This window comes from Nocardia arizonensis (genome assembly GCF_001310275.1).
In the GTDB taxonomy this organism is placed as follows: Bacteria; Actinomycetota; Actinomycetes; order Mycobacteriales; family Mycobacteriaceae; genus Nocardia; species Nocardia arizonensis.
In genome coordinates this window covers 1-13,697 of the sequence record NZ_LGYZ01000009.1, presented here as the reverse complement: position 1 = coordinate 13,697, position 13,697 = coordinate 1, and the positions used below count along the sequence as shown (strand labels likewise).

Genomic DNA, 13,697 nt, shown 5'->3' with positions numbered 1-13,697 from the left:
GGCGCTCCTCACGATGTCGACGGCGGTCACGGCACGGCCACCGACAGTGGCGGCCCGTACGGATCGGCGGCCAGCCGGTCGGCCAGCAGCGGACCTTCCGGAGTGCCTCCCATCGGCCGCACGTCGGGATGTCCGTCGCTGTCGAGGCGGATCGGAATACTGTGCCGCAGTGCGGGTTCGGAATAGGGATGGTCGGATCGGGTGTGGCAGCCGCGACTCTCGGTTCGCACGCTCGCGGCCAGCAGCACGACCCGCGCGGTGAGGGTCAGCGCGCCGTCCTCGAGGTCGGCGATACGTTGGGCGGCGACTATCTCCGGCGCGGCGGGCACGGTCGTCGCGCCGGGATCACGGATCGACTGGGCGAACCGGGTCGACATACTGCGCAGCACCGCGCGTTCCAGCCGCGCGCTCGCCTCCTCGAGTCCGTCACGGTCGCGAACCACCGAGGCGTGCGCGGTCATCACCTGTTGTACCGCCGCGCGCGCCACCCGGGGCATGGTGCGGGTGCGTATCCCGGTGACCTCGGTGACCTCGGCGGCGACCTCGCGCCGTTCGGCGACGGCAACGCCGACCCGCTCCCCGATCACGAGACCCTCGAGCAGCGAGTTGGAGGCCAGCCGGTTGCCGCCGTGCAGACCCGTGCGCGCCACCTCACCCGCGGCGTAGAGACCGGGCACGCCGGTGCGCCCGTACGGATCGGTGACCACGCCGCCGCACTGATAGTGCGCGGCCGGGGCCACCGGGATCAGATCGGCGCGCGGATCGAGTCCGGCCGCGCGGCAGGACGCGGTGATGGTGGGGAAACGCCGGTCGAACTCCTCGATACCGCGCGCGTCGAGGTAGACGTGGTCGACGCCGAGTTCGCGCATGCGCGCGGCGATGGCCCGCGAGACCACATCGCGCGGGGCGAGGTCACCGCGCGGGTGCGCCCCCGCGGTCACCGACCGGCCGCGGTTATCGACCAGGGTCGCGCCCTCGCCGCGCACCGCCTCGCTGATCAGCGGACGACGACCGGTGCCGCCGGGTGTGTACAGCACGGTCGGGTGGAACTGCACGAATTCCAGATCCGCGACCGCCGCGCCCGCCCACAGCGCCAGCGCGATACCGTCGGCGGTCGCGCCGGGCGGATTGGTGCTGAGCGCGTAGAGCTGGCCGAGGCCGCCGGTGGCCAGCAGCACGGCCGGGGTGTGCACTACGCCGAAACCCTGTTCCGACACCGCGATCACTCCCCGCACGCCGCCGGGTCCGGTGACCACCTCGCAGGCCGCCGCGCCGAACATCACCGGCAACCCCGCCGCGTTGAGTGCGCGCTGCACCTCCGCGCCCGTGGCGTCGCCGCCCGCGTGGATGATCCGCCGGATGCTGTGGCCGCCCTCGCGGGTGCGCGAGATCTGGCCGTCGCGACCGAGGTCGAAGACCGCGCCGAGGTCGGTCAGCGCGGCCACCGCCGCCTGACCGCCCTCGACGACCGAGCGCACCGCGTCGACCTCGCAGAGTCCCGCACCCGCGGCCACCGTGTCCTGCACGTGCGATTCGATGGAATCCCCGCCGGGGGCGACCACGGCGATACCACCCTGGGCGTATTGCGTCGCGGTGTCGGTGGGACCGCCCTTGCTGAGCACCAACACCCGTGATCCGCGCAGGGACGCGGTGCGCGCCGCGGTGAGCCCGGCGACGCCGCCGCCGATCACGACCAGATCGGCCGTGGTCTCCCACTCGACGCGTGCGGCCTCACTCGCCTCCACCGGGGTTTCCGATCTCGATCATGCGCTGGACGGAACTGCGGCCGCGCGCGGCCATCTCCCGGTCGACGTGCACCTCGTCGGCGCCGTCGGTCAGGCATCGCAGCAGCGCGGCCGGGGTGATCATCTTCATGTACTTGCAGGACGCGCGATCGTTGACGGCCCGGAAATCGATACCGGGCGCGGCCTTGCGCAACTGGTGCAGCATGCCGATCTCGGTGGCCACCAGCACCCGATTCGAGGTGGCCGCGCGCGCGGCGTCGATCATGCCGCCGGTGGACAGGATGTGCACCCGCTCGGCGGGGAACGCGCCCTCGCCCGCCAGGTACAGCGCCGAGGTGGCGCAGCCGCATTCGGGGTGCACGAACAGCTCGGCGTCGGGATTGGTGCGGGCCTGTTCGGTGAGTTCGTCGCCGTTGATGCCCGCGTGCACGTGGCATTCGCCCGCCCAGATGTGCATGTTCTCCCGGCCGGTCACGCGCTTGACGTGCGCGCCGAGGAACTGGTCGGGCAGGAACAGCACCTCTCGCTCGGGATCGATGGACGCCACCACGTCAACGGCGTTGGACGAGGTGCAGCAGATATCGGTCAATGCCTTGACCTCGGCGGTGGTGTTCACGTACGAGACGACCACGGCGTTCGGGTATTCGGCCTTCCAGGCGCGCAGCTCATCCGCGGTGATCGAATCGGCCAGCGAACAGCCCGCGCGCTGATCGGGAATCAGCACGGTCTTGTCCGGGCTGAGGATCTTGGCGGTCTCGGCCATGAAGTGCACGCCGCAGAACACGATGGTGTCCTGCGCGGCTTCGGCCGCGATGCGCGAGAGCGCCAGCGAGTCACCGACGTGGTCCGCCACGTCCTGGATCTCGGGCAGCTGGTAGTTGTGCGCCAGGATGGTCGCGTTGCGCTCGCGCGCGAGCCGCCGAATCTCCCGCGCCCACTCCGGCGTCGCCTCGACTCCGGTGAATCCGAACGGTCCGTCGATCACGTGTTCCATCAGCGCGGGCGCCGTGTTCGCACCTGTCGTCGCCATGATGGCTCCCTTCTTCGTGCGGTCGGCGATCTCGCCGATTCGCACCCAACCAGGTTTTCGACTTAGAATCGAAAACGTGCCCCATAGTAGCACCATCCACGAAACGCTCACCGCGGTGTTCCAGGTTCGCCGCTTCTGCGAGGACATCACCGCAGGTAGCAGCGTCGCCGAGCCCGTGGAAACGGGTTACGCCGCCCCCCGGCCCGGCCGGCGAACCGAACTGGCGGTGTTGCTGTGGGAACGCGCACTCGACCCGCAGAAGGACACCTGGTCCCTACCGGGCGGCCGACTGCGCGACAACGAGGATCTCGACACCTCCGCCCGGCGCCAACTCGCCGAGAAGGTCGACGTGCGCGAACTGGCCCACCTCGAGCAGCTCGCCGTCTTCAGCGCACCCGACCGAGTGCCCGCGCCGCGCCGCATCGCCTCGGCCTACCTCGGCCTGGTCCCGCTCACCGCCGATCCGAAACTGCCCGACGACACCACCTGGCATCCGGTCTCGGCCCTGCCGACCATGTCCTTCGACCACGGTGTCGTCGTCGACCACGCCCGCACCCGCCTCGCGGCGAAACTGTCCTACACGAATATCGCCTTCGCGCTGGCCCCCGATACCTTCACCATGTCCACGCTGCGCGCGATCTATTGCGCCGCACTGGGTTACGACGTGGACACGACCAACCTCCAGCGCGTGCTCTCACGCCGCGGGGTCATCACCCCCACCGGTGACACGGCACCGCCCGGCCGGGCGGGTGGACGCCCCGCGGCGCTGTACCGGTTCACCGATTCCGTCATCCGCGTCACCGACGAGTTCGCGGCGTTCCGGCCGCCGACGTGACACGGCCCCGATCACCGTGATGATCGGGGCCGCAACCGGTTTCGAAGTGTTCTCAGTCGTGCTGTCCGCGCTTGCGATGCTTGGCGCCGCGCCGGTACTTGCGCTTGTTGCGCACGGGCTGGGCGGCATTGCACTGCCGCAGCGCGTTACGCCGCCGCCACGCCACCAGATCCGGGCGCTCGTCGGCGGGCTCGACCCCCGGCACGGACTTCCCGATCCCCTTCATCACCGACACCTCCCGTCGACTCACCACTACAGGGTATCCGTGCGGAGGTCTGCCCTACCAGCGATTTTCGGCGGGATTCGATCGCGGCGCGGGTCGGTGCTCGCCGGTCCGACGAACTCGGGTGCGGGACCGCGAGGTTCGACGGCTACCGGCTCGACGCCACCGACGCCGACCGGACCGCAGGCGACGGCCCGCTTGCTCGTCGAAGGCGCGATCGGCGACCTACTCTGCCGAGCAACGGCCGTACCGCCGCGCTGCCCCGGCTCACCGGCGACGGCGCGACACGACCGCGCGCCGGATTCCGACCCGGCGACCGGAACCGCTCAGTGACCGGATCAACTCCGCGACAACGGATCCGCGTGACCCTCGTACGGGATCGGCGTGCCGTAGGGAATGAGACCGCTCACGGGCTCGGGCGCGTTCGGCCCGTACCTCGGCACCGGACGGCTCCCGCCGAACGCGCCGCCGAATCCGGTGCCGAGATCCTCGCGCGGGCTCAACGCCGCCAGGAACAGCATGACCAGCGAGGCGATCAGCGGTTGGACGATCAGCGCCAGCGCGGTGCCAACGACCGGAGCGATGGAGATGATCTGCCCCACCGGCGGGTCATCGGGTCGCGGATGGTGCCATTCGGCCACCGCTTCGCCGACCAGTCGCATGACACAGGCGCTCAGCGCGGCCCCGAGCAGCACGCCGAGTTGGAGAATCGGACCGCGCACGCCGCGCAGCCGCCACGCGCTCGCCGCGGACAGCACTCCAAGCGCCGCGCCGATACAGACGAAGATCGCCACGGAATCGAATTGGTGCACGCTCTCCCCGGTCAGGGCGGCCCCGCGCCCCGGCTGGGTGACCAGCAGCTGTTCGGCGGGGGCCAGCAGACCCCAGATCACCCCGCCGACGATACCCGCGACCGCCACCGCGGCCACGGTCGTCAGACCGGCGCCCACCTCGCGCCGCAGACCGTTCTGCTCGGCCCCCCGCACTAGCGGGGTTCCAGCGTCGCCGAGTCGATGACTCCGTGGCGCGAGCAGCGGGCCCACCACCCGTCGGGGCTCACCTGCACCACCATGCGGCGTCCGCACTGCTCGCAGTATCTCGGCGGCTCCAGGCCGAGTGCCGCCGCGGCGGGCACCGCCTCCTCGCGTCCCGGCACGACCGGTTCACCGGTGAACGGGTTGTAGCGCGCGTCCATGTCCATGACATTACTCATGGTCGCGGCTCACAGCGTTTCGTTGAGTGCCTTGATCGGCATCTTCAGTTCACCGAGCAGGTCGAGGTCGGCTTCGGCCGGGCGGCCAAGCGTGGTCAGGTAGTTGCCGACGATGACGGCGTTGATGCCGCCGAGGATGCCCTGTTTGGCGCCGAGGTCGCCGAGGGTGATCTCGCGACCGCCCGCGAAACGCAATATGGTGCGCGGCAAGGCGAGTCGGAACGCGGCGACGGCGCGCAGCGCGTCGGCGGCGGGCAGCACCTCGAGATCGCCGAAGGGGGTCCCCGGGCGGGGGTTGAGGAAGTTCAGCGGCACCTCGTCCGGCTCGAGCGCCGCCAGGTTCGCGGCGAATTCCGCGCGCTGCTCCAGCGTCTCGCCCATGCCGAGGATGCCGCCGCAGCACACCTCCATACCCGCCTCGCGCACCATGCGCAGGGTGTCCCAGCGCTCCTCCCAGGAGTGGGTGGTGACCACGTTCGGGAAGTAGGAGCGCGCGGTCTCGAGATTGTGGTTGTAGCGGTGCACACCCATGGCCGCGAGCCGGTCCACCTGATCCTGGTTCAACATGCCCAGCGAACAGGCGACCTGGATGTCGACCTCGTTGCGAATGGCCTCGACACCGGCGGCGACCTGTGCCATCAGCCGTTCGTCAGGACCGCGCACGGCCGCGACGATGCAGAATTCGGTTGCGCCGGTCTTGGCGGTCTGCTTGGCGGCCTCGACCAGACTCGGGATGTCGAGCCAGGCGGCGCGCACCGGCGACTGGAACAGGCCCGACTGCGAGCAGAAGTGACAGTCCTCGGGGCAACCGCCGGTCTTGAGCGAGATGATGCCCTCGACCTCGACCTCGGGGCCGCACCACTTCATCCGTACCTCGTGCGCGAGCGCGAGCAGTTCCTCGAGGCGGTCGTCGCCGAGGCGCAGCACCTCGAGGGTCTGTTCCTGACTCAGCCCCTCGCCGCGTACGAGCACCTGCTCGCGAGCGACAGCCAGAATGTCGGTGGTCACGGTTGCCTGCGTCTCGGTAACCGCGGGTGCCTGCGTCATTGCGCGAATCCCTTCGTCCGGCCGAGGTGGCCGTGCAACTTGAACGGTGTTCAGGCTAGGGTAGCGGTGGACAGCGAGTCAAAACATCGGAGGATTGTCACGTGCAATTGCACCGGGCGGATGTCGTCGATGGCGCGATCGCCATCCTCGACCGGTACGGTCTCGCCGATCTGACCATGCGGCGGCTGGCCGGGTCGCTCCAGGTCCAGCCCGGCGCGCTGTACTGGCACTTCCCGAACAAGCAGGCACTGCTCGGCGCGGTCGCGGACCGGATACTCGCGCCCATGGACGAACCCGTGTTCGCGGTCGAATGGTCCGACCAGATCACCGAATTGGCGCACCGACTGCGCGACTGCCTGCTCGCCTACCGCGACGGCGCCGAACTGGTCTCGGCCACCTACGCCTCCCGGCTCACCACCAGCAAGGGCCGCGAACGCATGGTCAGCGCGGCGCTGCGGGCCGGTATGCCGCGCGGTGAAGCCGAATCGGCGGCGTTCACCCTGCTCTACTACGTGCTCGGCCAGACCGTCGACGAACAGTCGCGCATGCAGATGGATTCGGTGGGCGCCCTCGCCGAGGACGCCTCGCCGCTGTCGGACCCCGTCGACGCCACCGCCCGATTCGACTTCGGCCTGCAACTGTTCGTCGGCGGCGTCCGCCACCTGCTCGGCAGCCGCGTTCGCTGATCCGGGGTCCAGCGGTGACCCGCCGGGTCCCCCGTCATCGAGGCGGCGCTCAGCGCGCCGCTCCAGCGGGCGCTCCCGGGAACCAGCGCCGCATGGTCTCCGCGCCCGCCACCGAGGCGAGCGCCATGGTGACCGCCGCGGCGCCCAACGCCGCCGCACCCGCCAACCCGACCGCGATGGGCCCCACGAAATAGCCCACATCGTGCGTGAGTCGCCACGCACCGAGGAATTCCGCCCGGCGACCCAGCGGTGCGGCGTCGGCGCCCACGGTCATGATCAACCCGTTGCTGAGGCCATTGGCGATGCCGAGCACCACCGCCGCCGCCCCGAGCGCGACCGCCGACGAGGTCAACGGCACGATGCCGTATCCGAGCGCGAACAGCAACATGGCGGGCACCCCGGTGCCGCGCCGCCCGACGCGGTCGATCCACACGCCCGCCGGATACGACATCAGCACGTCGACGGCGCCCGCCACACCGAATATGAGGCTGGTGGCCACCGCGCCGACCCCGATATGGGCCGCCCACAGCGGCAGCAGTGTCAGTCGCGCGGATCGCGCCGCGCCGGTCAACAACGCTCCCGAGCCCAAAGTGCCGAGCGCCCGGCGATTCTCGATGACGACGACACGCAGCGACCGTCCGCCCGCGACCGCCCGCCCGCCCTCCGGTTCGCCGATCGACATCATGGCGGCGGCCGAGATGACGGTCGCGCCCAATTGCAGCCACAGCGCGCCGTCGGGCCCGAAGAAGTGCACCGGCGCCGCGCCGAGAAACGGACCGCAGAAGGTGCCGAATCGCGACGATCCGGCCATCAACGACAGCGCACGGCCCCGGTGCGCGGGCGGGACGACCGCGACCAGATACGACTGGCGCGCCAACCCCCACACCGCTCCCGACACGCCGATCAACACCATCCCGATGGCGAACAACCACATCGCGTGGGCGCAGATGGCCGCGACCACCCCGACGACGCCGATCACCGAACCCGCCCCGATCGCGCCGCGTTCCCCGATGCGCGCCACGACGGCGCCCGCGGGCAGATCCGCGAGCACCATCCCGAATCCGGTGAGCGCGACGACCAGCCCGGCGGCGCCCGCCGAGGCGCCGAGATCGAGCGCCCGCAGCGCGTACATCGGTGCGGCCGCGCCACTTCCGATGCTGTAGACCGCCATCGGAACGAAGATCGTCCACGTGAGGTGGCGCGGCGAATACGAACCCGTCACCGCGACACCGGATTCGGTGTACCCGGTCACGAGGCGACCACCACGGCTACCGGCGCGCCGGGCGATCGCGGCGGAGCGGACCGGCTCGAACAGCAGCCCGCGGTGCTCACCGCACCGAGGCCGGCCGCGGCGCGAACCGACTCGCCGGACGAGTCAGTCCGAAGTGATCCCGCAGGGTCGTGCCGGTGTACTCGGTGCGGAAGATCCCGCGCCGCTGCAAGATCGGCACCACGGTCTCGGCGAAGACCTCCAGGCCGCCCGGGTAGTAGGGCGGCATGACATTGAACCCGTCGGCGGCCCCGTTGCGGAACCATTCCTCGATAGTGTCGGCCACCTGTTCCGACGTGCCCGCGAAGACGCGGTGCCCGCGCGCACCCGCGAGCCGGTGCAGCAGCCCGCGCACGGTGGGCCGCTCCCGCCGCACGATACCCGCGACAACCTGGCGGCGGCTGCGCGCGTTGTCGACGACATCGCCCGCGTCGCTGAACAATTCGAGCGGAATGGGTTCATCCAGCGGCAGATGGCGCAGGCTCGTGTTCGCGATGCCCTCGAGCTGCTTCAGTCCGTACTCCGGCACGGTGAGCTCGTTGAACTCGCGTTCGAGCCGCTTGGCCGCCTGCTCGGTGTCGGCGATGAACGGACTGATCCCGGGCAGGATCTTGACCTGGTCGGGATCGCGGCCGAATTCGCGCGCCTTGGTCTTGATGTCGGCGTAGAAGACCTGTGCGTCCTCGAGCCGCTGGTGAGCGGTGAAGATCGCCTCGGCGTACTGTCCGGCGAAGGCGCGGCCGTCGTTGGAGGCGCCGGCCTGCACCAGCACCGGATGTCCCTGCGGTGTGCGCGGCGCGTTGAACGGCCCGCGCACCTTGAGGAATTCACCGGCGAAGTCGATCGGGTGGATCTTGTCGGTGTCGGCGTAGACGCCGGCGGCACGATCCAGCACGATGGCGTCGTCTTCCCAGCTGTCCCACAGCGCCACCACGGCGTCGACGAATTCCCTTGCGCGGGCATAACGTTCGGCGTGATCCGGGTGGCGGTCCAGCCCGAAATTGGCCGCGGCCAGATCGGTGCCGGTGGTGACGATGTTCCAGCCCGCGCGCCCGCCGGAGATGTGGTCGAGCGTGGAGAACAGCCGCGCCAGGTTGTAGGGCTCGTAATAGGTGGTCGACGCGGTCGCGATCAGGCCGAGATGTGTTGTGGCGGTGGCGATCGCGGTCAGCAGGGTGATCGGCTCCAGTCCCGAGGCGGCGTTGTGCCTCACCTCGGTGCGCAGCGCCGGGCCGTCGGCGAAGAAGACCGCGTCCAACTTCGCCGCCTCGGCGGTGCGGCCGATCTCCTGGTAGTAGCGCACATCGTAGATGCGGTGCGGCTGACTCTGCGGATGCCGCCACGCCGCCTCGTGATGTCCCGACGGGTAGATGAAGGCATTGAGGCTGAGCTGACGGGGCTCGTTCATGAGGCATCCTCGTGAGAAGTCGACGGAGTATAGGTGGCGTCCACGCCGAGTCCGGCCAGCAGCGTCTCGCGCAACCGGATGAATTCCCGATCGCCATGGCGACGCGGACGGGGCAGGTCTACGCGCTGGTCGAGGGTGATACGCCCCTCGTCGAGCACGAGCACCCGGTCGGCGAGCACCACGGCCTCGTCGACATCGTGGGTGACCAGCAGGACGGCGGGCTTGTGCTCGGCGCACAGCTCCTGCAACAGCGCGTGCATCTTGATACGTGTCAGCGCGTCCAGCGCGCCGAAGGGTTCGTCGGCCAGCAGCAGTTCCGGCTCCCGCACCAGCGACCGGGCCAGCGCGACCCGCTGCTGTTCGCCGCCGGAGAGTTCCTTGGGCCAAGCCCGCTCGCGTCCGGCCAGACCGACTTCGGCGAGCGCGGTGCGGCCGCGCGCGTCGGCGTCGGCCCCGCCCAGACCGAGGGTCACATTGTCGAGCACCCGCAGCCACGGCAGCAGCCGCGAATCCTGGAACACCACGGCGCGTTCACCGGGCACCTCCAACTCGCCCGAACCCGGTACGTCGTAGTCGAGTTCGGCCAGTGCCCGCAGCAGCGTGCTCTTGCCCGAACCGCTGCGCCCGAGCAGTGCGACGAATTCACCGCGCGCGATATCGACGTCGACGCCGCGCAACACCACCCGGTCGCCGAAGCCGCGACTCAGTCCGCGAAGTCGCACGACCCGCGAATCGGTCAGTCCGCCAATGTCTGTCGCCATGACAACGCCCTCCTCTCGGCGGTGCGCACGGCGATGTCGCCGAACAGTCCGAGCAGACCGTAGATCACGAGCCCGACCACGATGACGTCGATCTGGCCGTAGGTGCGCGCCTGGGTCATGAGATAGCCGATTCCGCTGGTGGCATTGACCTGTTCCACCACGACCAGTGCCAGCCAGGCGATGGTGACCGCGAGCCGCAGACCGGTGAAGAAGCCCGGCAGCGAACCGGGCAGCGCCACCTGCCGGACGAAGGCCAAGCGCGAAAGTCCCACGGTCTGAGCGAGTTCCACGTAGCGGGCGTCCACACTGCGCAGCTGCGCGTGTGTATTGATATAGACCGGGATGGCGACACTGGTGGTGATGACGATGAGCTTCATCTCCTCGCCGATGCCGAACCACACGATGAACAGCGGGATCAGCGCCAGTGTCGGAATGGCCCGCTTGATCTGGATCGGGCCGTCCACCAGGGCCTCACCGACCCGGCTCAGTCCGGCGACCAGCGCCAACACGAGTCCGGCGGCGACACCGATGCCGAGCCCGAGTCCGGCGCGCTGCAACGAGGTCAGCAGATTCGACTGCAAACGCCCGTCATCGATCAGATCGCGGGCGGTCCGTGCGACCGTCCACGGCGCGGGCAGTGTCTCGGCGTCGATGCTGCCGGTGGCCGATCCGACCACCCAGGCGGCGATCAGCAGGACCGGTCCGACGGCGATGCCGAACGGGATTGGCCGACCGGGGCCGAGTCGGCGGCGTGCGGGTTTGCGCCGCGCGAGCACCGCGGGCTCGACGCGCCCGGCCCGGGGCAACCTGCCGACGAATCCGGCGTCGGCGGTGCGAATGGCCATCAGCTCTTCCCCCGTTCGAAGGCGGCGCCGACTTCGGTCACCGTCTGGGTGATGACGGCGTCGAACCGGAGGTCGAAGCCGTCCGACGCCTTGATCTTCCTTGGCAGTTCGCCGACCGCGTCGATGAGATCGATGGTGGCCTGCTGGCGGTCGACCAGCGCCTGATCCAGATGCGGGAAGGTGTAGACGCCGAAGGATTCCACGATCCGCCCGGCGTCCTCGGGACCGACCTTCTGGTTGTCCACGTAGTACTTCTGCGCGAACTCCCGCGGATGGGTATTGACCCACTGGTAGGCCCGTACATACGCCGCCACCAGCGCGCGGGTGGCGGCCGCCTTCGCCGGGTCCCGCAATACCGCCCGGCGCGCGTAGAGGTAGGCGAGGCCCGGGTAGATGCCCGCGGTCTCGGAGTCCGGGACCAACGAGGCGCCCGGAGTGCGCAGGAACCGGGTGACATTGGGTTCGAGCAGCGGCGCGACGTCGACCTGACCCGTGCGGACCGCGTCGGGGAATTCGGCGAGCTGCAAACGGACCAGTTCCACATCGCCGGGCCGCAGCTTCGCCTTGTCCAGCGCGCGCAGCACCGCGGCCTGCTGGGCGGTGCCCTCGGCGTAGGCGATCTTCTTACCCCGGAGCTCTGCCGGCCGGGTGACCGAACGCCCCGGCGCCACCGCGAGTTTCATCGCGTCGGTGGCGGTCTGGTACGCGGCCACGATCGGCACGTCCTGTTTCGCGGCGAGGGCGTGGATCGGCGGTACATCGCCCACCGGCGCCACGTCGGCGGCCTCGGCGCGGAACGCCTCGAGAATCGCGGGACCGCCGACGAAATTGGCGAATTGCACCTTGAACGGCAGCTTGTCCAACTCGCCGGACAACCGCAGCGCCTGCTGTAACCGTTCCGACTGATCGGCCACGGTCAATGAGGTGCCCGCGGGCACCTCGGTCGGCAGCGGCGCGTCGGCGGAGGTGGTACCGACCGCGGTGTCATCGCTTCCGCAACCGGTCAATCCCAGGCTCGCAACGATCGCCGCGGCGAGCAACGCGGCTGTGGTGCGGCCACGACGGCCGGTGAGAAACATAGTTGGTCGATACATGTATGGGATTGAATCAAGCCGCGTCGAGCGGGCATACGGTTCGAGTTCGCGTGATTCGAACCCTGGGCGGAGTCTTCGACCCGCGGCTTTGTCAGCGCGGCGCAGCCGACGCGCCCGCTGCCCTGGCTTGCGCTTGATATCGCTGCACGAACGGCAGCACCTGATCCGCTATGACGCGGTTGTATTCGCTCGGCCGCTGCCGCGGATTGGCGTGCCCGGTACCGCGCGGGAACACCACGAGCAAACTCCCGTCCACACCGCCCACGCGCTCGACGAGCAACCGATGCGAATAGGCGACATCGACCACGGTGTCGGCAGACGGATCGCGCGGACGCAGGAAAACCACGGCGGGCCGCGGCTTTCCGTCCACCGGTTCCGACAGCGCCCGCAGATCGTCGACCGCACCACCCGCGACGATAGCCAGGAATTGCGATTCGATCAGTCCATTGCTGGCCACATCGGCGGACAGGATCTTCTCCCGCCACACGTCATCGACCACCTCCTGCAATCGGTCACTGCGGACCCCCGGCAGACCGTAGCGCGAGCGGTCGAGGAATTGTTCCCGGCGGGCGTAGGTTTCCACCGCGGTGCGCAGCGCGCGGCTCTCCCGGGCTCCCGGCAACCATCGCATCCACCGCACCATGTCCTCACCGCGCCCGCGGCTCTGCGGCCGCACGGCGTTCAGATCCATCGGTGTGCAGTCCAACAGCACCGCCACCAGTCGGCGGTCGCTGTGGGTGTGGATGTGCTTGCCGACCTCGAGGGCGACGACTCCGCCCATACTGTGCCCGACCAGTATCACGTTCTTCATCCCCGACATCAGGGCGGCGCGGGTGATGAGATCGGCGATCACCTTGGTGTCGATACCGCGATTGTCGTATCTGATGGCCCACACCACGCCCATCCGGCGCAGCGAGGGCAGCGATGCCGCGGTGTCGGAGGCATTGAGCCCGCCGAGCCCGACCATATCCACGACGACCGTATCCCAGTTGCGCTCGTCGGCGGGCTGGGCGACCGGCAGCACCGACGGTTCGGTGTGGGCCAGGCGATCCCGTTCGGGGGCGACATCGATGGTCCAGTACTGGACGAAGACGAACAGAACGGCGATGAGCACCGCGGCCATCCGCAGCGATATCAGTCTGGTCCGACGCAGCGTCTGCCATCCGTGCCCCAGGCGGGTCTCCCGCAGCCGGGCCCTGCGACGCGCGTCGCTCCAATCCGACACCGTGGACGGGTGCCGATCGTAGGACGGCGACATCACTCCGAAGCGACTCCTTCCCGTACCGGCGCGCCCGGACGGGCGGACGTCCGCCCGCATCGGCCGTCATCGGACGCGCGGAAGCACAACATCTGCCGCCATACCCGACGCCGCGGCGCTGAACCGCCGACGACCGGTATCGATCGACAATCTCCACGAGAAGGAATGATCCGAGCGGAAGAAAACCCCCCGAAATGGCGGGAGGCCCCCGGCAGCATGCCGGGGGCCTCCACGGGCGGAAATACGCCCCAAACGCCGGTAGGGGACCCAGAATCTGGGTCC

Annotated in this window: 14 protein-coding genes; 2 read left to right on the top strand and 12 right to left on the bottom strand. The window is 69.6% G+C overall.

Annotated features, from left to right (window positions below; translation table 11 throughout):
- Positions 1 to 26 precede the first annotated feature (26 nt).
- Positions 27 to 1,745: an L-aspartate oxidase gene (locus APZ21_RS01465; RefSeq protein WP_054811373.1), complete on the bottom strand. Its 1,719-nt coding sequence runs from the start codon at positions 1,743 to 1,745 to the stop codon at positions 27 to 29.
- The gene (nadA, locus tag APZ21_RS01460) at positions 1,732 to 2,775 is read right to left on the bottom strand and encodes a quinolinate synthase NadA (RefSeq protein ID WP_054811418.1); all 1,044 of its coding nucleotides are present in this window, start codon (positions 2,773 to 2,775) and stop codon (positions 1,732 to 1,734) included. The genes APZ21_RS01465 and nadA overlap by 14 nt, the downstream gene beginning before the upstream one ends.
- A 76-nt stretch (positions 2,776 to 2,851) precedes the next feature.
- Between nadA and APZ21_RS01455 the strand changes: the two genes are divergently transcribed.
- Positions 2,852 to 3,610, top strand: a complete 759-nt coding sequence (locus APZ21_RS01455) for an NUDIX hydrolase (protein WP_054811372.1) — start codon at positions 2,852 to 2,854, stop codon at positions 3,608 to 3,610.
- A gap of 52 nt (positions 3,611 to 3,662) precedes the next feature.
- On the opposite strand, the gene APZ21_RS01450 is transcribed toward APZ21_RS01455, so the two are convergent.
- From APZ21_RS01450 to bioB, 4 genes are all read right to left on the bottom strand, one after another.
- Complete coding sequence (locus APZ21_RS01450; RefSeq protein WP_156370553.1) at positions 3,663 to 3,860, bottom strand: hypothetical protein; 198 nt, start codon at positions 3,858 to 3,860, stop codon at positions 3,663 to 3,665.
- A 311-nt stretch (positions 3,861 to 4,171) separates the two neighbouring features.
- Positions 4,172 to 4,819, bottom strand: a complete 648-nt coding sequence (locus APZ21_RS01445; RefSeq protein ID WP_082392733.1) for a DUF2567 domain-containing protein — start codon at positions 4,817 to 4,819, stop codon at positions 4,172 to 4,174.
- A complete protein-coding gene (gene bsaP / locus APZ21_RS01440) occupies positions 4,819 to 5,046 on the bottom strand; it encodes a biotin synthase auxiliary protein BsaP (RefSeq protein ID WP_054811370.1) in 228 nt (75 codons plus the stop codon). The genes APZ21_RS01445 and bsaP overlap by 1 nt, the downstream gene beginning before the upstream one ends.
- Positions 5,047 to 5,055: 9 nt before the next feature.
- A complete protein-coding gene (bioB, locus tag APZ21_RS01435) occupies positions 5,056 to 6,093 on the bottom strand; it encodes a biotin synthase BioB (RefSeq protein ID WP_054811369.1) in 1,038 nt (345 codons plus the stop codon).
- Positions 6,094 to 6,194: 101 nt separating this feature from the next.
- Between bioB and APZ21_RS01430 the strand changes: the two genes are divergently transcribed.
- Positions 6,195 to 6,779 carry a TetR/AcrR family transcriptional regulator C-terminal domain-containing protein gene (locus APZ21_RS01430; protein ID WP_054811368.1) on the top strand — a complete coding sequence of 195 codons (585 nt, stop codon included), beginning with the start codon at positions 6,195 to 6,197 and terminating at the stop codon, positions 6,777 to 6,779.
- Positions 6,780 to 6,828: 49 nt separating this feature from the next.
- Here APZ21_RS01430 and APZ21_RS01425 read toward each other — a convergent pair whose 3' ends face one another.
- The 6 genes from APZ21_RS01425 to APZ21_RS01400 form a co-directional block, all read right to left on the bottom strand.
- Positions 6,829 to 8,031 carry an MFS transporter gene (locus APZ21_RS01425; RefSeq protein ID WP_239476440.1) on the bottom strand — a complete coding sequence of 401 codons (1,203 nt, stop codon included), beginning with the start codon at positions 8,029 to 8,031 and terminating at the stop codon, positions 6,829 to 6,831.
- Between the two features lie 76 nt (positions 8,032 to 8,107).
- Positions 8,108 to 9,457 (bottom strand): LLM class flavin-dependent oxidoreductase, encoded by a 1,350-nt coding sequence (locus tag APZ21_RS01420; RefSeq protein ID WP_054811367.1) that lies wholly within the window; start codon positions 9,455 to 9,457, stop codon positions 8,108 to 8,110.
- A complete protein-coding gene (locus APZ21_RS01415; protein WP_054811366.1) occupies positions 9,454 to 10,218 on the bottom strand; it encodes an ABC transporter ATP-binding protein in 765 nt (254 codons plus the stop codon). Before APZ21_RS01415 ends, APZ21_RS01420 begins: the two co-directional genes overlap by 4 nt.
- Positions 10,194 to 11,063: an ABC transporter permease gene (locus APZ21_RS01410; RefSeq protein ID WP_054811365.1), complete on the bottom strand. Its 870-nt coding sequence runs from the start codon at positions 11,061 to 11,063 to the stop codon at positions 10,194 to 10,196. Before APZ21_RS01410 ends, APZ21_RS01415 begins: the two co-directional genes overlap by 25 nt.
- The gene (locus APZ21_RS01405; RefSeq protein WP_082392732.1) at positions 11,063 to 12,157 is read right to left on the bottom strand and encodes an ABC transporter substrate-binding protein; all 1,095 of its coding nucleotides are present in this window, start codon (positions 12,155 to 12,157) and stop codon (positions 11,063 to 11,065) included. Before APZ21_RS01405 ends, APZ21_RS01410 begins: the two co-directional genes overlap by 1 nt.
- A 91-nt stretch (positions 12,158 to 12,248) precedes the next feature.
- On the bottom strand, positions 12,249 to 13,415 hold the full coding sequence (locus APZ21_RS01400) for an alpha/beta fold hydrolase (RefSeq protein WP_054811364.1): 1,167 nt from the start codon (positions 13,413 to 13,415) through the stop codon (positions 12,249 to 12,251).
- Positions 13,416 to 13,697 lie beyond the last annotated feature (282 nt).

Bases quoted from the DNA above. Each gene is read 5' to 3' on its own strand.
- nadA (WP_054811418.1), bottom strand. From the start codon at position 2,775: ATGGCGACGACAGGTGCGAACACGGCGCCCGCGCTGATGGAACACGTG.
- bsaP (WP_054811370.1), bottom strand. From the start codon at position 5,046: ATGAGTAATGTCATGGACATGGACGCGCGCTACAACCCGTTCACCGGT.
- bioB (WP_054811369.1), bottom strand. From the start codon at position 6,093: ATGACGCAGGCACCCGCGGTTACCGAGACGCAGGCAACCGTGACCACC.
- APZ21_RS01420 (WP_054811367.1), bottom strand. From the start codon at position 9,457: ATGAACGAGCCCCGTCAGCTCAGCCTCAATGCCTTCATCTACCCGTCG.
- APZ21_RS01415 (WP_054811366.1), bottom strand. From the start codon at position 10,218: ATGGCGACAGACATTGGCGGACTGACCGATTCGCGGGTCGTGCGACTT.
- APZ21_RS01410 (WP_054811365.1), bottom strand. From the start codon at position 11,063: ATGGCCATTCGCACCGCCGACGCCGGATTCGTCGGCAGGTTGCCCCGG.
- APZ21_RS01405 (WP_082392732.1), bottom strand. From the start codon at position 12,157: ATGTATCGACCAACTATGTTTCTCACCGGCCGTCGTGGCCGCACCACA.
- APZ21_RS01400 (WP_054811364.1), bottom strand. From the start codon at position 13,415: ATGTCGCCGTCCTACGATCGGCACCCGTCCACGGTGTCGGATTGGAGC.